The sequence below is a fragment of the Paractinoplanes durhamensis genome, assembly GCF_016862175.1.
In the GTDB taxonomy this organism is placed as follows: domain Bacteria; phylum Actinomycetota; class Actinomycetes; order Mycobacteriales; family Micromonosporaceae; genus Actinoplanes; species Actinoplanes durhamensis.
Genome location: NZ_BOML01000044.1, coordinates 1 through 17,974, shown reverse-complemented (window position 1 = coordinate 17,974; position 17,974 = coordinate 1). Strand labels below are relative to the sequence as shown.

The window sequence follows — 17,974 nt, the reverse complement described above, 5'->3', positions numbered from 1 at the left end:
TTGGGCTGGGCGGCTGGGCTGGGCGGCTGGGCTGGGCGGCTGGGCTGGGCGGCTGGGCTGGGCGGCTGGGCTGGGCGGCTGGGCTGGCCCGACTTCCTCGATAGCGGGGTCTGCGCAGCGGGGGGTCAGGACTCGATTTTCTTGATGTCGGGGCCTCGAGCGAGCGACGAGAGCCCGATTTCCTGGATCTCGGCCTCTGATTGCGAGGGCGAGACCCCAACTTCCGCGAAGTCGGTAGCCCCGGCCCCTGTCGGCTCGCCTCCACGATCGGTGAGCGGTGATGTCAGAGGGGGCCAGGCGTCGAGGACGGTCGCGTGGCGCAGGCCGCCGGACTCGGCGATCAGCTGGAACCAGGCGGCGCACTCCGGGACGGTGGTGATCTGGGCGGCGGCCTCCTCGGCCTCGGGGCGGCTGCGCCACACCAGCACATCCACCCAGGTGCCGTCGTCCTCCCTGGTCAGGTAGGCCGCCAGACAGGCCGGGAAGCGTGCCCGTAACGCGGCCAGCATCGCGGGCCGGTCGGCAACCAGCTTCTCCTCGGCGCCCGCGCGGACGGTGAAACGGGCGAACTCCACGGTTGTCGTCACGAGCGGGACACTAGATACCGCCTACGACAGTTCCGGGGGAGCGGCATGGTCGAGATGCGGTACACGAAGTGGGGTGGCAAGCGGCACTGGCGGTTCCGGGCCGAGGTGCTGGGCAGCGACGAGTTCGGCTGGTGGTACGGCTGCCCGGCCGGCACGTCGATGCGCCGCGGCTTCGAGGAGCCGATCCTCGTGCACTACGACTTCATCGTGCTGGTGCCCACCGAAGGCCGCTGGATCGCTTCGTGGAACGGGCCGACCCACGAGCACCTGGCCATCTACGTGGATGTGACCAGCGCACCGGTCCGGTCCGGCGACCTGGTCGAGGCCGTCGACCTCGACCTCGACGTGGTGCGCCTGCGCGACGGCAGCGTCGAGCTGCTGGACGAGGACGAGTTCGAGGAACACCAGCTCCGCTACGCCTACCCGCCCGACGTGATCACCCAGGCCCGCGCCACCGCCGACGACCTGATCAACATGATCACCCACCACCGAGAGCCGTTCGGCGAGGTCGGCGACACCTGGCTGGCCGGCTTCCTCGCCAGCCCCTGACCACCAGTCGCAGTCGCCGCCGCCGCAGTCGCCGCCGCAGTCGCCGCCGCAGTCGCCGCCGCAGTCGCCGCCGCCGCAGTCGCCGCCGCCGCCGCCGCCGCGGCCGCCGCCGCGGCCGCTGGGCCCGCCGCCATCGCCGATCGCCGAGGATGAGCCGGTGAAGCGGAATCGCCGCCCCCGTATACGGAGGCGGCGATTCTGTGGTGGGGAGCCCTGGGGCTCTGGGTGGGTTGGTCAGCGGCGGCCTGGGAGCAGGCGGCGTGGGCTGAAGCGGGACAGTGAATCTCGTAGCCGGCCGGACGCCGTTACCGTGCGGGTTGACGCCTCGGCCAAGCCCAGCCGCCAGCGGAGCAGCACTGATGGGGGCAGCAGCACCGCGGCCCAGCGGGTGCGGCGGTTGGCCGAGCGGGCCAGGCCCTTGCGGACCCGGCTCAGGGCCACGGTCAGCTCGCCGCCCTGCAGGGGCTGGCGGGCATACCGTGCCCGTTCCTCGGCCGTGCCCAGCAGGGTGGCCGCGGTGGCCGGCTCCTCGAGCAGGACCGCGTCCTGGACCAGCCGTTGCGCGGTGACGCGGGGCGTTTCGGTCGGGTCGACCGGGATCCGGAAGTCGATCATGGTGTCGAGGAGTTCTTCCCAGGCCGCGTGGGCGTCCTCGCGAGCCCGGGCCGCCTCGGGGGTCACCACGATGTTCAGGTCGGGGCCGGCGGCGTTCGTCGCCGAGATGACCTTCGGGGCCTTCGGCACCGTCGCGGCGTGCCGGTGCCGGCGTAGCAGGACCCGGCGCAGGGCCGGGACCAGCAGCAGCGCGATCAGCAGGGCCGCGAGACCGATGATCCAGAGGGTGGTCGACGAGGTGCCGGTCGACGGGGTGTCGAAGGCGCCGGCGCCGGACTGGTTGTTCGCGCCGCGGTCGGCCTCGTCCGCGCCGGGGGCCGCGGCCGACGAACCCGCGCCCGGTGCTGCCGTGGCCGCCGTGGAGGAGGCGGTGGGAGCGGGGGCGTCGGTGTCGGGTGCGTAGTCGGAGCGGGCGGCGCCGAGCACGTTCGCCGCCGGGGTGGCGTCGAACGGGATCCAGCCGAAGCCCTGGAAGTAGACCTCGGTCCAGGCGTGCGCGTTGCGGTTGGTGATCGACCAGCCGCCCTGGTCGGGGGTGCCGCGGGTGAACCCGAACGCGACCCGCGCCGGGATCCCGGCCACCCGGGCCATCCAGGCGAGCGCCGCCGCGTACTGCTGGCAGTAGCCGACCTTGGTGCGCAGGAATGCCGCGATGTCGGAGCTGTTGCCGGCCGACTGGGTGGACAGGCTGTAGGTGAAGCCGTGGTCCTTGGAGAAGTAGTCGTAGAGGGCGCGCATCTTGTCGTAGTCGGAGGTCTTGCCCTCGATCAGACCGGCGACCAGCGCGTCCACCTCGTCGTCGGGCGGGGTGTTCGTGTACTGCGCACGCAGCGGGTTGTCCTTGCCGAGCGGGTCGGCGGTGCGCAGCTCGGTGGCGGTGTAGGACGCGCGTACGTAATCGAATTCGTAGTCTTTGCCCTTGGTGGTCTGCCGGTTGGAGAAGATCACCTGTTGGTTGGGGTCGAACGACCAACCGCCGCCGATGTCGCTCATGCGCACGGTGTTGGAGTAGATCGGCAGCATGTTCTGCCGGAGCGCGTCGGTGACCTCGATCTTCGCGTGGTACTGCTGGAAGTCGCCGCCGGCGGTGCCGCCACGCGGGTCGGGCAGGCCCCGGTTGAGCGAGTTGCCGGTCGGCGCGCGGTTGCCGAAGCCCTGCGTGGTGAGCTGATCGGCGATCCCGAAGCGCAGGTAGAACGGCTGCTTCTCGGTGGTGGTCAGCTTGAGCAGCTGTTCGGTCTCGCTCTGCTGGAGCTTGCCGCTGAGCGTGGCGAACAGGTTGATCCGGCCGCCACCGGTGCCACCGGCGCCGTTGCCGGCGATCCCGCCGCCGCTCTGGGTGATCTGGGACAGCAGGCCACCGCTGACGGTCGGCACGAGCAACGGCAGCACCACGGCCGCGGCCACGCCGACCACACCGAGCCGGCGGCCGGCCGCGGCGAGCGGGGAGGGCTCCCACACGTCCACGTCGCGGCCGTCGCCGGTGAAGCGGCGGCCGAACCGGCGGACCCGGTCGACGTTGTCGGAGACCAGCAGCCACATGAAGCCGATCGCGCCGATGATGAACGGCAGCATCGGCACGCTGTCGACGTAGACCGCGACCGGCACCGAGTAGATGGCGAGCATCGGCAGGCCGGCCAGGGCCGGGCGCCGGAACACCACGGTGAGCAGGTCGACGGCGATCGCCACCGAGCCGACCCCGAGGACCGTGATGAACAGCAGGCCGTCACGGTCCGGGACCGGCACACCGTACGACCTGGTGTCCTGCCCGGCCTGCTGGAACAGGTCGGCGAAGTGGGCGAAGGTGGCCGGTTGCGGGATCAGGATCTCGTGGCCGCTGGGGAACATCCAGGTCAGGACGAGCAGCAGCACCACGACCTGGCTGACCGCCTGGGCCCACACCGGGAACCGCAGGGTGCGGGCGAGCAGCACCGCCCCGGCGGTCAGGCCGACCGCCAGGATGCAGCGCAGCAGCCAGTTGTACGAGTCGAAGATGGACGAGATCGGCGCGGCCGCGAGCAGGGTGGCCCCGGCCGCGATCACGCCGAGTCGCCGGCGCCCGGTCATCGGATCACCCCACCGACGGTCTCGGCCATGGCGGCCCGCCAGGCGAACCCGCTGGATCCGCGGGCCGCGGCCGGCCACAGGTTGGGCAGGGTCGAGCCGTGCACGACGGGCACCGACCGCCAGCCGGCGTGCACCAGGGCCAGCGCCGCGGCGGCGTGCTCGCGGTCGGAGTCGGTGCGCTCGCCGGCCGTCATCGACACCCAGGTCGCGCTGTCGATGGCGAACCCGATGCAGGTGGCGCCGTTGCCGCGCAGCCCGGCCAGCAGTTCGGCCTCGGCGACCGTGAGCGAACCGAAGATGCCGATGATGAGCCCGCCGTCGGAGCGGCGGCGGACCTGCTCGACGAGGACCGACAGGTCGCCGTTCTGGGCGAGCTTCACGTCGGCGAGAGTGTCCAGGATGACGCCTTCACCGGCCACCTCGGCGGCGTCGATGTCGACGCCGGAGCCGGTGACCAGGCGCATCTTGTAACCGGCGTGCCGCAGGTGCATGGCGATGCTGGCCGCGGCGGACACCGCCCACTCGAAGCTGGCGGTGGGTCCTTCGCCGCGGTGGGCGTAGACCCGGGTGTCGAGCACGACCGTCGCCCGGCTCTCCCAGGGCTGCTCCTCGCGGCGCACCATCAGCTCACCGGTGCGGGCGGTGGACCGCCAGTGCACCCGGCGCAGGTCGTCGCCGCGACGGTATTCCCGGGTGGCGGCGTCGTCCTCGCCGTGCACGGCGACCGAGCGGGCCCGGCTGTCGCCGGTGCCCGCGTACTCCCCGGCCAGGCGCACCGTGGGCAGCGGAACCACCTGCGGGATGACGATGAGCCGGTCGACGCTGGGGAAGGAGCGGGTCAGCTCGCACAGGCCGAACGGGTCGGTCAGCCGGATGACCAGCGGGCCGATCGGGTAGCGGCCCCGCACGTCGGCCCGCACGGTGTACGCCACCGAGCTGGCCTGGTGCGCGCCGAGCCGTTCCAGGACGACCCGGGGGCGGCTGCCCAGTGCGTACGGCAACCTGTCCTCCAGCAGCAGGGTGCCGGTGGGCAGGCGGGACATGTTCTGCAGGCGCAGGATGACCCGGGCGCTGGAGCCGACCGGCGCGCGACCGGGCTCGAGCGACCGGGTGCAGGCCAGCTTGTAGCGGCTGCGCCCGACGTACGCGGCGGCGAGCAGCGGCAGCGCCCCGAGCAGCACGGCCACCCGCAGCAGGTCACGCTCGCCCAGGACGATCGCCGAGATGCCGGCCGCCGCCGCCGCGGCCAGGAAGGATCGGCCGCGCGTGGTGAGTCCTCGCAGGGCCTCCCGCATGATCAGCGCCCCCGCGGCTCGTACTGGGTGCCGCCGTTGGAGGAGGGCCGGGTGTCGTACGGTGAGCGGCTGCGCTCGTGCGGCAACGGCAGCCGGTGCACGATCTCGGACACGATCGCGTCGGTGGTCCGGCGGTTCAGCTGGGCGTCCGCGGTCGGGATGATCCGGTGCGCGAGGACCGGCACGGCCAGCGTTTGCAGGTCGTCGGGGAGCACGTAGTCACGGCCCTCGAGCGCCGCGACGGCCTTGGCGGTGCGGATCAGCTGCAGGGTCGACCGGGGGGACGCGCCGAGCCGGATCTCCGGGGCCTCGCGGGTCGCGGTGACCAGGGCGATCGCGTACTGCTGGACGGCGTCGGCGGCGTGCACCTCACGGGCGGTCTGGATCAGCCGCCGGACGGTCGCCGCGTCGGTGACCGCGCGCAGGTCGTTCAGCGGGTCGTGGGCGCCGTACGCGGTGAGCATGGCCAGCTCGGCCCGCGCGTCCGGGTAGCCCATCGCGATCCGGGCGGTGAACCGGTCGCGCTGTGCCTCGGGCAGCGGGTAGGTGCCCTCCATCTCGATCGGGTTCTGGGTCGCGATCACCATGAACGGCGTCTGCAGCTCGTACGTGGTGCCGTCGACCGTCACCTGCCGCTCTTCCATGCACTCGAGCAGGGCGGACTGGGTCTTCGGCGACGCCCGGTTGATCTCGTCGCCAACCACCAGGTTGGCGAAGACCGCGCCGGGCTTGAACTCGAAGTCGCGCGTCTCCTGGTTGTAGACGCTGACTCCGGTCACATCGCTGGGCAGCAGGTCGGGGGTGAACTGGATCCGGCGAACCGAACAGTCGATGGACCGCGCGAGTGCCTTGGCAAGTTTGGTCTTGCCGACACCCGGCACGTCCTCGATCAGCAGGTGGCCCTCGGCGAGGAGCACGGCCAGCGCCAGCCGGACCGTCGCGCTCTTGCCCTCGATGACCTGCTCGATGTTCGTCGTGATGGCCTGCGCAGCGGTGCGGAATTCATCGCCGGTCATCGATCCACCGGGCTCGTCCCAGGTCGGGGTTGTCACGGGCCTCCTCCATGTCGTTCTCGCCGCGTCGGTAGCGGCTCCGGCGCCCGTGAAAAAGGGCAGCGAAGGGTACGCGGGCTGTACAGCACGCGCCCGTCCCCACAGGTTAGCCCGATCACACCAACTCGCCGAGTGCAGCCGCCGGGCACCATTCGACGGTCGTCAACCGGACACGAATATCGGATAGGTAAAGAATCAGACATCGGTCTAGTTACATTTCACGATCTTCGGACAGAGTCAGCCATCGACGGGTGCACATCAGTGCGCCCGGTCGAGAGGGGCTGAATTGAACCCGTTATCCGTACCGTCCGTGACCCGGCGGGTCGGGGCGGCGACCGCAGGCGTGCTGTTGCTGGCCGGATTGTTGCCGACGACCGCGCAGGCCGCACCGGAACCCGGCAAGGGTGCCGCTGCCACCGATCGCCAGCAGCCGGACCGTCGCGCCGACTACGACAGCCGCGCCGGCCTCGGTGCCGCCGCGGCCGCCCAGCCGACCGCCGCGCTGGCCGCCAAGGTCGTGCCGCAGGCGCCGACGGCGGCCGCGAACAAGCTGCGTGACTCGCTCGGTGTGCAGGGCATCGTCGAGATCGACAAATCCACCGGTACGCCGCGCCGCGTCGCCCGGCTCGACGGCTTCCTGACCGTGAAGAGCAAGCAGAAGCCGGAAAAGATCGCCCGCGACTACCTGGCCGCGCACGCCGACGTCTTCGGTCTCGACGCCGCCGGGATCGCCAACCTGACCCTGCGCCAGGACTACGTCGACGTCGAGGGCACGCACCACCTCAGCTTCGTGCAGACCGTCGGTGGCATCCCGGTGTTCGGCAACGGTCTCAAGGCCCACATCACCAAGACCGGCCAGCTCGTGCAGGTCGACGGCGCGCCGCTCAAGGCGCTTCCGGCGGCGGCCGGCAGTGCCAAGGTCACCGCGGCCGGTGCGCGGGCGGCCGCGGTCAAGGACGTCTTCGGCGACTCCGCCGCCAAGGTCACCAAGACCGACGCGGGCGCGGTGCGGAAGACCACGTTCTCCGACGGCGGCAACGCCAAGCTGGTCTGGTTCCAGGCCGCCGGCGGTGCCCGCCTGGCCTGGCAGACGATCGCGGTCGACGAGGGCTACGTGCACGTCGTCGACGCGGCCAGCGGCGAGGTCCTCTACCGGCAGAGCACGGTCGACGCCGACTCGGCGGTGGCCTGGCCCAACTACCCGGGCGCGGCCAAGGGCGGCAGCCAGAAGAAGGTCGACCTCAGCAAGTGGCTGCCGAACAACTCGCCGCGGCTGGCCGGTAACGTCGCGCACGTCTATTCGGACGTCAACGACGACAACATCGCCAACCCGACCGAAGAGGTCGCCCCGTCCGGGAAGAAGGCGTTCAACTTCCCGTTCACCGACTTCTCCGCGGCCGTCGGCGGCAACTGCTCGGTGCAGTACCAGTGCTCGTGGGACCCGAACACGCCGAACTCGTGGCAGGTCAACCGCGCGCAGAACGCCGCCCAGATGTACTACTTCCTGGGCACCTGGCACGACCACCTGAACGCCAAGCCGATCGGCTTCACCCGGACGGCCGGCAACTTCGAGGCGGTCGACGGCGACGCGGTCCAGGGCCAGTCGGACGACGGTGCGAACACCGCGGACGGCCTGCCCGACGGCGCCCACGTCGACAACGCCAACATGAACACCCTGCCGGACGGCATCCCGCCGACCATGCAGATGTACCTGTTCCTGCAGGACGACCTGTTCCTCGCCGGCAACTCCGGCGACGAGGCGGACATCGTCTACCACGAGTACACCCACGGCCTGTCCAACCGGCTCGTGATCGACGCCAATGGCAACTCCACCCTCGGCGCGGTCCAGGCCGGCTCGATGGGTGAGGCCTGGAGCGACTGGTACGCGATGGACTACCTGGTCAACGAGGGCCTCGAGAAGGACACCGCGACGATCGGAGACGTCCTGGTCGGCAAGTACGTCACGGCCGGCACCACGATCCGGAGCGAGCCGCTCGACTGCACCGTCGGCGCTCCCGCCACCGTCTGCCCCGGCACCCCCGGCGCCGGCTCCGGCGGCTACACCTACGGTGACTTCGGCCGGGTCTACGGCGGTGGCGCGGAGGTGCACGCCGACGGCGAGATCTGGGCGCAGACCCTGTGGGACCTGCGCAAGGCGATCGGCAGCAAGCAGGCCGAGTCGCTGGTGACCCGGGCCATGGAGCTCTCCCCGGCGAACCCGTCCTTCCTGGACGAACGCAACTCGATCCTGGCGGCCGACCTGGTCGTCAACGGCGGCAAGCTGTCCAAGAGCATCTGGAAGGTGTTCGCCAAGCGCGGCATGGGCTACTTCGCCGCGTCGCTGGACGGCGACGACGCCGCACCGGTCGAGGACTTCTCGGTGCCGCCGGCCGCGGACACCCCGCGGGGCACGCTCGCCGGCAAGGTGACCGACCAGGACTCCGGTGTCCCGGTGCAGGGGCTCACCGTCGGCTTCGGCGGGCACGCCTCCGGCTTCGCCGGCGACCTGCAGGCCACCACGGCGGCGGACGGCACCTACACCATCGCCGGGATCCTGCCCGGGACGTACGCGAAGGTCTTCGCCCGCGGCGCCGGTTACGACCAGCAGGTCGCGACGCTGTCGATCCCCTCGCACACGGTCCGCAAGGACTGGTCGGTCCGCCGTGACTGGGCGGCCGCCAGCGGTGGCGCCTCGGTGATCGACTTCACCGGTCCGGACTACACGCCGTACGGCTGTGGCCCGGTCAAGCTGATCGACCAGTCGCAGAGCATCGGCTGGGGTTCGGACGTCGACCCCGCGGGGCAGCACATCACCGTGCAGCTCCCGGCCCCGGTGACCATCTCCGAGTTGTCGATCAACCCGTCCGGGACCTGCGGTGACGACCTCACCGCGTCGACCGGCGGGTACCGGGTGGAGACCTCGCCGGACGGCACGACCTGGACCGAGGCGGCGGCGGGCACGTTCCCGAACGGCACCGCCACGGCCACCCCGGTCGCGCTGAACAGCGGCACCGGCACCGGCGTCGCGTTCATCCGCTACACGATGCTCACGACCCAGGGCCAGGACGCCGGGCTCTGCCCGGCCGACCAGCCGCCGTCCTTCAGCGGTTGCGTGTTCCAGGACTCGACCGAGCTGTCGGTCTACGGAGCAACTTCCTAGCAGCAGAGTGATACCGGTCGCCGCTCACCGGCGGCGACCGGTACCATGCACGCATGGCCCGGCCGTTCCTGCTTCTTAGCCGGCCGTGCTGTCCCTGCCTGTAAGTGGGCTCCGCCGCTAGACGCGGGCACAGCACGGCGAACCCCTCCTGCGTGAGGGGTTTTTTCGTGCCCATCGACTGATTGAGATGCCGACACCATGAGCGAGTCAGAGACCCCGCGGTTCCGTTACACGGCCGCGCTGGCCAACGAGATCGAGCCGCGCTGGCAGGCCTGGTGGGCCGAGCACGGCACGTTCCACGCCCCGAACCCGTCCGGTGACCTGGCCGACCCGGCGCACCCGCGGGCCGGCGCGCCCAAGCTGCACGTCCAGGACATGTTCCCGTACCCGTCGGGCTCGGGCCTGCACGTCGGTCACCCGCTCGGGTACATCGGCACCGACAGCTACACCCGCTACAAGCGGATGGCCGGCTTCAACGTCCTGCACCCGATGGGCTTCGACGCGTTCGGCCTGCCCGCCGAGCAGTACGCGGTGCAGACCGGCACCCACCCGGCGGTGACCACGGCCGCGAACGTCGAGCGGTACAAGAAGCAGCTGACCCGCCTGGGCCTGGCCTACGACGACCGGCGCTCGTTCTCCACCACCGACCCGGAGTACTACCGGTGGACGCAGTGGATCTTCCTGCAGGTCTTCAACTCTTGGTACGACGAGAAGATCCACAAGGCTCGCCCGATCCCGGCGCTGATCGCCGAGTTCGAGGCCGGCACCCGGCCCACCCCGGACCGGACGTGGGCCGAGCTGTCCCCGGTCGAGCGCCGCAGGCTGGTCGACGACCACCGGCTGGCCTACATCAGCGAGGCCCCGGTCAACTGGTGTCCGGGCCTGGGCACGGTGCTGGCCAACGAGGAGGTCACCCCGGACGGCCGCAGCGAGCGCGGCAACTACCCGGTCTTCCAGCGCAGCCTGAAGCAGTGGATGATGCGGATCACCACGTACGGCGACCGCCTGATCGAGGACCTGGACACGCTGGACTGGCCGGAGCCGGTCAAGATGATGCAGCGCAACTGGATCGGCCGGTCCCGCGGCGCGCACGTGGACTTCCCGACGGTGGGCGGCGAGAAGATCACCGTCTTCACCACCCGGCCGGACACCCTGTTCGGCGCGACCTACATGGTGCTGGCGCCGGAGCACGAGCTGGTCGACAAGATCGCCCCAGCGGCGTGGCCCTCCACCGCGAAGAAGGCGTGGACCGCTGGCGAGAAAGACCCCAAAGCGGCGATCGCGGCATATCGGGCCCAGGCCGCCGCGAAGACCGACGAGGAGCGCACCGAGTCGAAGGTCAAGACCGGCGTCTTCACCGGCGCCTACGCGACCAACCCGGTCAACGGCACCGAGATCCCGGTCTTCATCGCCGACTACGTGCTGGCCGGCTACGGCACCGGCGCGATCATGGCGGTGCCCGGCCAGGACGAGCGGGACTGGGAGTTCGCGGAGGTCTTCGAGCTGCCCATCATCCGTACGGTGAAAGCCCCTGATGATTTTGAAGGTGCTTTTACCGGCGACGGACCGGCGATCAACAGCGACTGGCTGGACGGCAAGGAGGTCGCCGAGGCCAAGGCCGAGATGATCGCCTGGCTGGAGCAGCACGGGTACGGCCGGGGCGCGACCACCTACCGGCTGCGCGACTGGCTGTTCAGCCGGCAGCGTTACTGGGGCGAGCCGTTCCCGATCGTCTACGACGAGACCGGGCTGCCGATCGCGCTGCCCGACGAGATGCTGCCGGTGGTGCTGCCCGACGTCGACGACTTCTCGCCGCGCACCTTCGACCCGGACGACGCGAACAGCGAGCCGGAGACCCCGCTGTCCCGCAAGAAGGACTGGGTCAACGTCGAGCTGGACCTGGGGGACGGCCTGAAGTCGTACACCCGGGAGACCAACACCATGCCGCAGTGGGCCGGCTCCTGCTGGTACGAACTGCGCTACCTGGACCCGCGCAACGCGGGGGAGCTGGTCGGCAAGGAGAACGAGGCCTACTGGATGGGCCCGCAGCGCGACGGTGACTCGGGCGGCGTCGACCTGTACGTCGGTGGCGTCGAGCACGCCGTGCTGCACCTGCTGTACGCCCGGTTCTGGCACAAGGTCCTGTACGACCTGGGCCACGTCTCGTCGTTCGAGCCGTTCCACCGCCTGTTCAACCAGGGCTACATCCAGGCGTACGCGTTCCGCGACGCCCGCGGCGTCATCGTGCCCGCCGAGGAGGTCGTCGAGCGCGACGGCAAGTGGTTCTACGGCGACGAGCAGGTCGTCCGCGAGTACGGCAAGATGGGCAAGTCGCTGAAGAACGTCGTCACCCCGGACGAGATGTGCGAGCAGTACGGCGCCGACACCTTCCGGGTGTACGAGATGGCGATGGGCCCGCTGGACGTCTCCCGCCCGTGGGAGACCCGGGCCGTGATCGGCTCGCAGCGCTTCCTGCAGCGGGTCTGGCGCCTGGTCGTCGACGAGGAGACCGGAGAGGTCCGGACGACCGACGCCGCCTTGGACGAAAAGACCCGGAAGCATCTGCACCGCACCATCGCCGGGGTCCGTGAGGACCTGGACGAGCTGCGGTTCAACACGGCGATCGCCAAGCTGATCGAGCTGACCAACACACTGACCCCGCTGCCGGTCGCGTCCCGCGAGGCGATCGAGCCGCTGGTGCTGATGACCGCGCCGTTCGCCCCGCACCTGGCCGAGGAGCTGTGGCGCAAGCTGGGCCACGAGGACACGCTGACCTACGCCGCCTTCCCGGTGGCCGACCCGGAGCAGCTGAAGGCCGAGTCGATCACCTACCCGGTGCAGGTCAACGGGAAGGTGCGCGGCCGGGTCTCCGTCGACCCATCGGCTGATGAAGCGGCCGTCCGGGAGGCGGCCCTGGCTGCGGTCGCCGAGGTTCTCGACGGGCGTACCCCCAAGAAGGTCATCGTCGTCGCCGGCCGGCTGGTGAGTGTGGTTCTGTAGGTTTCGGACAACGACGAAGGGCGCCGCGCGAACCGCGCGGCGCCCTTTCCGTCCGACCTGTGATCAGGCGGCGAGCCTGCGTACGACGTAGTTGCTGCCGTACATCTTGTGCTTGCCGACCCGCGCGCCGGTGTGCGGGGAGTCGTACATGTAGCCGCCACCCGCGTAGATGCCCGCGTGGTAGCCGTACGAGCCGGATCGGAAGACGACCAGGTCGCCGACCCTGATGTTGCTCTTGCTCACGGCCGTGCCGTAATTCTGCTGGCCGTTCGCCTTGTGCGGCAGCGACTTGCCGACTGCCTTCTTGTAGACGTACTTGGTGAAGCCGGAGCAGTCGAAACGGCTCGGCCCCTCCGCGGCGAACTTGTACAGCGCGCCGGTGTGCTTCTTGGCCTCGGCGAGGATCTTGGCGCCGCCGTTGGCCTTCACCGTGAACCGGATGGTCTTCGAGTACTTGACGTTGTAGCCGCCGTTACCCAGGAAGACCGCGCGGAACGTGACGCTGGAGAGTGGCTTGGCGTACAGCTGGACGACGCCGTTGGCGTTGACCTTCTGTGCTGCCCAGGCGGTCCACTTGCCGCCCCGGCTGCCTTCGAGGCGGACCCAGCCGGTGGTAACCGGCTTGCCCGTCGAAGGGTTGTAGAACCGGGCGGTGACCCGCGTCCTCGTTCCGTAGGCAACGCTGAGGCTGCTGGTGGAGGTCTGAACGGCGGGGGTCACCTTGGCGGTGGCCTGGACGGCCGCCACGACGGGCGTGGCGGCGGCTGCCGCGGTGGGGGCCATGAGCTGACCTGCGCAGAGGCAGAGACCCAGGGACAGCGCGGCAGTACCGGTGCCGACGAAACGTCGACGCCGGCTCGAGGTGTGCTCGTGCACGGTAAGGGATTCCCTCCGGCACGCCTGCGAGGTTAGCTGTCGGGTTCGGGCGGGAAGGTGTGCCCGGTCGCTTTCGCGACTTCACCCCGAGGTTTGCCTCGTTGATCCGGCACCGGAGCGGGTGACGGCGAGGCGGACCAGAATTGGGTCCCCCGTCCCTGCCCCCGTATGCCTTTTGTGGTCGTGCGGTGCGTGGTCGCGACGACCGACCCGGGGCAGGGCTCGGCGTGAACCGGATCGTCGCGAGCCGGTTCGTACTGATCCGGCCAGACCTTGCTACTCCACTTTTCTGTTGATCGTCAGGCCCGAATTAGTCACTCTCCGTGTTTGGCACGAGGGTCCGTGTCCAGTTTGTTACCTCCAGGAGACATATGCCATGACGTACGGTGACAAGGCAATTACTGCTTGTCCAAGGTTACGGGTGAAACAGAACACACAAAAAGTGGCGGTAACGAGCCGGAAACCCCCTCGTGCGCTGGCCCGAAGCGGTTAAGTACACTGCCGCCCCTCCGGCAACTCGACGTAACCGCCGGGTCCGGTACCCTCGCTGCGTGACGGACGGGAAATTGCCCCTGCGGGCCAAGGTCGCGACCTCCGTGTCGAAGACCGCGGCCGCGCTCTCCAGGGCTGCGGGACGCGGCGACGGCTCGGTCATCGGCGGATGGATCGGCCTCAAGATCGATCCGGACCTGCTGGCCCACCTGGCCGGCGGGCGCGCGATCGCGCTGATCTCCGGGACCAACGGCAAGACCACCACCACCCGGCTGGCGACCGCCGCGCTCGAGGTGATGGGCCGGGTCGCCACCAACTCGTTCGGCGCCAACATGCCCACCGGGCACACGTCCGCGCTGGCCAAGGCGGGCAGCACGCCGTTCGCGGTCCTCGAGGTCGACGAGCACTACCTGGCCCGGGTCATCGACGCGACCGAGCCGCGGGTGGTGGCCATGCTCAACCTCTCCCGCGACCAGCTCGACCGGGCCAAAGAGGTCTCGATGATGGCCCAGATGTGGCGCGACGCGCTCATCGGCCACCCCGACGTGCGGGTCGTCGCCAACGCCGACGACCCGATGGTGGTCTGGGCCGCGCAGGGCAGCGGGCACGTCACCTGGTTCAGCGCCGGCCAGCGCTGGCACGACGACTCGTGGGTCTGCCCGCAGAGCGGCGACCCGATCGAGCGGGCCGGCGGCGACTGGTGGTGCACGGGTTGCCCGCTGCGCCGCCCGAACCCGCAGTGGCGCGTCGAGGACGAGGGCGTCGTCGACCCGCGCGGCGACTGGCACCTGGTCAAGCTCCAGCTGCCCGGCACGGTCAACCTCGGCAACGCGGCCACCGCGCTCGCGGTCGCGGCCGAGTTCGGGGTTCGCCCGATAGAGGCCCTCCCGCGGCTGGCCACGGTCGCATCGGTCGCCGGTCGGTATGCGCAGGTTGACCGGGACGGACGAAATGTCCGCCTGCTCCTCGCCAAGAACCCGGCAAGCTGGCTCGAGGCGTTCGACATGGCCGAGCGGGCACCCACCCTGCTCTCCATCAACGCCCGCGACCCGGACGGCCTGGACACGAGCTGGCTGTACGACGTCGACTTCGCTCCGTTGCGCGACCGGCCCGTCCTGATCACCGGCGACCGGGCCTATGACCTGGCCGTTCGCCTCGAGGTGAACGCTGTGCCCTTCCGGCACGTTAAGAGCTTCGAGGAGGCGATCCAGGCGGTCCCGCCCGGTCGCCTCGAGGTGATCGCGAACTACACGGCATTCCAGGACATCCGAGCGGAGTTGGATCGTGTCCTCTGAGAGCACCCTGCGGATCGTGTGGATCTACCCCGACCTGCTGTCCACGTACGGCGACCGGGGCAACATGCTCATCCTCACCCGCCGGGCCGCGATGCGCGGCATCCCGGCCGAGGCGTACGAGATCCGGTCGGACCAGCCGATGCCGTCCAGCGCCGACATCTACCTGATCGGCGGCGGCGAGGACGGCCCGCAGGCCCTGGCCGCGCAGCGCCTGATCGCCGACGGCGGGCTGCACCGCGCCGTCAACCAGGGTGCCGCGGTCCTCGCGATCTGTGCCGGTTACCAGCTCTTTGGTCACTCTTTCTTCGCAAAGGGCAGCAAATGTCCCGGGCTAGGCTTGCTGGACCTTCACTCCGACCGGGGCGAGACCCGCGCGGTCGGTGAGCTGAGGGGCGACATCGACCCCCGCCTGGGCCTCCCGCCCCTGACCGGGTTCGAGAATCACGGCGGCCGCACCCACCTGGGCCCCGGGGTGTCCCCGCTGGCCAGGGTGACGGCCGGCATCGGTAACGACACCCAGACCGAGGGCGCCTGGCACGGCAAGATCCTCGGAACGTATTCGCACGGTCCGGCGTTGGCTCGCAACCCAGCTATAGCCGATCTGCTACTGCGTTGGGCGATCGGCGCGGATAGCCTTTCACCCGTTGACGACACATGGCCCGACCGGTTGCGAAGCGAAAGGCTAGCGGCCGCGGGCGCTTGACCAGCACAGATACGGATCATGAGCCGACGATGAGTTGGGGCGGTAAGCCTGCATGACTGACACTTTGATCGCACCTCCGGCCCTGTCCGCCGAGTTGCCGGCCCTGCCGGCACCGGAGCCGATGGGCTGGAAGCGCCGCATCGTTCGCGTCGGGGCACTGGCCGTAGTAGTGGGCGGCCTGGCCGCCGCCGCGGCCCTCCTCCCGCTGCGCGACATCGGCGACGCGATCCTGGCCCTGGGGCACGGCGCGCCGGTGGCGATCGCGGTGGTCGGCGGCCTGCTCCTGTCCGTCCTGGTCCCGCGCACCGCCATCACGCTGGCCTGCGGCGCCCTGCTGGGTGCGGCAACCGGCGCGGCGACGGCCCTGGCCGCCGCGATCATCGCGGCCGCGGCCACCTACTACGCGGGCCGCTGGGCCGGCCGAGGCGCCCTGCACGCCCGGGCCGGCGGCCGCCTGGCCCGCCTGGACGGCTGGCTGAACCGCCGCGGCCTGTCCGCGGTCCTGCTGGTCCGCTTCCTGCCGCTGGCCCCGTTCGGCCTGATCGGCTACGCCTACGGCACGACGAGCGTCTGCCGCAAGCGCTACCTGCTGGGCACGACGCTGGCCTCGATCCCGTCCGCGGTGAGCTACGCGGTGATCGGCGCCGCGGTGGCCAACCCACACGGCCTCAACCCGCTGAGCCTGGCGCCGGCCTTGATCGGCTTCGCCCTGACGACGACGATCGTCTGGCGCTGGAAGCGTGCGGCTCGCCGCGAGGCAGCCCTGCTGACCCCCGCCTGACCAAAAGACAGACCAGGAAGGTCCACCGCGCAATGCGGTGGGCCTTCTCCTATATATAGGTACGCCCCACGACTCCCACAACCGCAGCAATCCCAGCCCCCGCCTGCTCCAACCCCACTCGTCACCGCCACACCTGCGGGGGTGGCCGGCGTCCGCCGCGCTCAGTAGCAGTGGCCTGCAGCCCTTCGTGATCCTTCAGGCGGCGGGCTTCTCGGCGGCGTCGAAGCCGGGCAGGTGGCGCGCCGCGAGGAGGGCGGCCCGGATCTGACCGGCGACGGCGACCGGGTCCGACCGCACGAGGGACGCCGGAAAGCGCAGGATCCGGTCGCCGCTGATCCAGATCTGGTTCTGTCGCAGCATGTCGTCGGTCCACTGCCGGACCTCCATGTGATGGCTGCCGTCGACCTCGACCAGGAGCCGCGCGTTCGCCCAGTGCGCATCGACGAAGCGATTGCGGCCCGCCTCATCGGTACGCCGGACCTGCAGATCCGGCGTCGGGAGCCGATGCCGCCGGCACAGCGCCAGCAGATCGATCTCCGAAAGCGCCGTGGCGCCGCCTGCGATGTCGGCGACCGTCGTGGTGATCAACCGGCGCCGCCGAACCCGGGGAAGAACGTCGTAAACCGCCCGAAGCTCGTCGACCGTGACGCGACCCTGTTGGTGCGCCCTGGTAATCAGAAAGCGTGCCTCGTCATCACTGCCGGCCCAGGCAGCACCGTCGATGACGGCTCGTGCGACGGTGGTCCGTGGCGGCTGTCCGACGTGCTGATGGTTCGCGGGCAGGACCGTGGTCCGGTGCACGCGAACCTGGACCATGTCGGCCGGTAGCCGGGGGAGCCGAATGCTTCGGCCGCGCTCCGCCGGCACGAGGACGTCGATCGGTTCATTCCGCAGGCCCTGCACGCCGCCCTCGATCGCCGCGGCGGCCCCGGCCAAACGACCTCCTCGCCCGGCGACCAGCACCGCGACCCAAAGCTGTTGATCACGCCGGAGCCGCCCGTTCTCGGCAAGCAGCACGCCACGGCAGATCCGGCGCCATCGGCACTGCCGCAGGTGGCCCCGCACGATCCCGGGCCCGAGGAGTCGCCCGGCCTGCGCGGTGGTCAACACCGCGGCCTGCTCGAAAACCACCCACTCGACCTCGTCGGCCTCCGGCCCTGGCACGTTTCGCATCCGCAGACTTTCGCGCATCGAGCCGCTCCGTGCCGCGGGCCTGTGGACAACGCCGCGCTGCCGAGCGCGGAGCACCGAGTTCGTCGAGTTCCTGTTCAAATCGCACCGCATTTCTCCAAGATCGCCAAGACGGCTGCCCGCTAGGCCGCCGACGATCAGGCGCCCCGCGCCGTCCTGAAGCGGGCAGCTGCGCGCCGGCTACCTGCGCCTGGTGCTCGCGCGCTGGGCGGTGTTTGCGTGCTGGGTGGTGTTTGCGTGCTGGGTGGTGTTCGCGTGCTGGGTGGTGTTTGCGTGCTGGGTGGTGTTTGCGTGCTGGGTGGTGTTCGCGT

General features: G+C 70.4%; 12 protein-coding genes and 1 riboswitch. Of the genes, 6 read left to right on the top strand and 6 right to left on the bottom strand.

Features of this window, described 5'->3' with window-relative positions:
- Positions 1-125: 125 nt before the first annotated feature.
- A complete protein-coding gene (locus Adu01nite_RS28490; RefSeq protein ID WP_203731103.1) occupies positions 126-587 on the bottom strand; it encodes an antibiotic biosynthesis monooxygenase in 462 nt (153 codons plus the stop codon).
- A 45-nt stretch (positions 588-632) separates the two neighbouring features.
- Between Adu01nite_RS28490 and Adu01nite_RS28485 the strand changes: the two genes are divergently transcribed.
- Entirely contained in the window at positions 633-1,136 is a 504-nt protein-coding gene (locus tag Adu01nite_RS28485; protein ID WP_203731101.1) for a ribonuclease FAU-1 family protein, read from the top strand.
- Positions 1,137-1,370: 234 nt separating this feature from the next.
- On the opposite strand, the gene Adu01nite_RS28480 is transcribed toward Adu01nite_RS28485, so the two are convergent.
- From Adu01nite_RS28480 to Adu01nite_RS28470, 3 genes are read right to left on the bottom strand one after another with little or no spacing between them, the layout of a single operon-like run.
- Positions 1,371-3,818 carry a transglutaminase TgpA family protein gene (locus tag Adu01nite_RS28480; protein ID WP_203731099.1) on the bottom strand — a complete coding sequence of 816 codons (2,448 nt, stop codon included), beginning with the start codon at positions 3,816-3,818 and terminating at the stop codon, positions 1,371-1,373.
- Positions 3,815-5,113: a DUF58 domain-containing protein gene (locus Adu01nite_RS28475; RefSeq protein ID WP_203731097.1), complete on the bottom strand. Its 1,299-nt coding sequence runs from the start codon at positions 5,111-5,113 to the stop codon at positions 3,815-3,817. The genes Adu01nite_RS28480 and Adu01nite_RS28475 overlap by 4 nt, the downstream gene beginning before the upstream one ends.
- 2 nt (positions 5,114-5,115) lie before the next feature.
- The gene (locus Adu01nite_RS28470; RefSeq protein ID WP_203731095.1) at positions 5,116-6,165 is read right to left on the bottom strand and encodes an AAA family ATPase; all 1,050 of its coding nucleotides are present in this window, start codon (positions 6,163-6,165) and stop codon (positions 5,116-5,118) included.
- 310 nt (positions 6,166-6,475) lie between these two features.
- Between Adu01nite_RS28470 and Adu01nite_RS28465 the strand changes: the two genes are divergently transcribed.
- On the top strand, positions 6,476-9,325 hold the full coding sequence (locus Adu01nite_RS28465; protein ID WP_239132760.1) for a M36 family metallopeptidase: 2,850 nt from the start codon (positions 6,476-6,478) through the stop codon (positions 9,323-9,325).
- Between the two features lie 198 nt (positions 9,326-9,523).
- Positions 9,524-12,325, top strand: a complete 2,802-nt coding sequence (gene leuS, locus Adu01nite_RS28460) for a leucine--tRNA ligase (protein ID WP_203731093.1) — start codon at positions 9,524-9,526, stop codon at positions 12,323-12,325.
- A 63-nt stretch (positions 12,326-12,388) separates the two neighbouring features.
- Here leuS and Adu01nite_RS28455 read toward each other — a convergent pair whose 3' ends face one another.
- A complete protein-coding gene (locus Adu01nite_RS28455; RefSeq protein WP_203731091.1) occupies positions 12,389-13,108 on the bottom strand; it encodes a C40 family peptidase in 720 nt (239 codons plus the stop codon).
- A 99-nt stretch (positions 13,109-13,207) separates the two neighbouring features.
- Positions 13,208-13,341: riboswitch (cyclic di-AMP (ydaO/yuaA leader) on the bottom strand.
- 426 nt (positions 13,342-13,767) lie between these two features.
- Between Adu01nite_RS28455 and Adu01nite_RS28450 the strand changes: the two genes are divergently transcribed.
- From Adu01nite_RS28450 to Adu01nite_RS28440, 3 genes are read left to right on the top strand one after another with little or no spacing between them, the layout of a single operon-like run.
- Positions 13,768-14,988, top strand: a complete 1,221-nt coding sequence (locus Adu01nite_RS28450) for a MurT ligase domain-containing protein (protein ID WP_203731109.1) — start codon at positions 13,768-13,770, stop codon at positions 14,986-14,988.
- Positions 14,978-15,691 (top strand): type 1 glutamine amidotransferase, encoded by a 714-nt coding sequence (locus tag Adu01nite_RS28445; RefSeq protein WP_203731089.1) that lies wholly within the window; start codon positions 14,978-14,980, stop codon positions 15,689-15,691. The genes Adu01nite_RS28450 and Adu01nite_RS28445 overlap by 11 nt, the downstream gene beginning before the upstream one ends.
- Before the next feature lie 52 nt (positions 15,692-15,743).
- The gene (locus Adu01nite_RS28440) at positions 15,744-16,472 is read left to right on the top strand and encodes a TVP38/TMEM64 family protein (protein ID WP_239132759.1); all 729 of its coding nucleotides are present in this window, start codon (positions 15,744-15,746) and stop codon (positions 16,470-16,472) included.
- A gap of 195 nt (positions 16,473-16,667) precedes the next feature.
- On the opposite strand, the gene Adu01nite_RS28435 is transcribed toward Adu01nite_RS28440, so the two are convergent.
- The gene (locus tag Adu01nite_RS28435; protein ID WP_239132758.1) at positions 16,668-17,756 is read right to left on the bottom strand and encodes a DUF559 domain-containing protein; all 1,089 of its coding nucleotides are present in this window, start codon (positions 17,754-17,756) and stop codon (positions 16,668-16,670) included.
- Between the last annotated feature and the right edge of the window lie 218 nt (positions 17,757-17,974).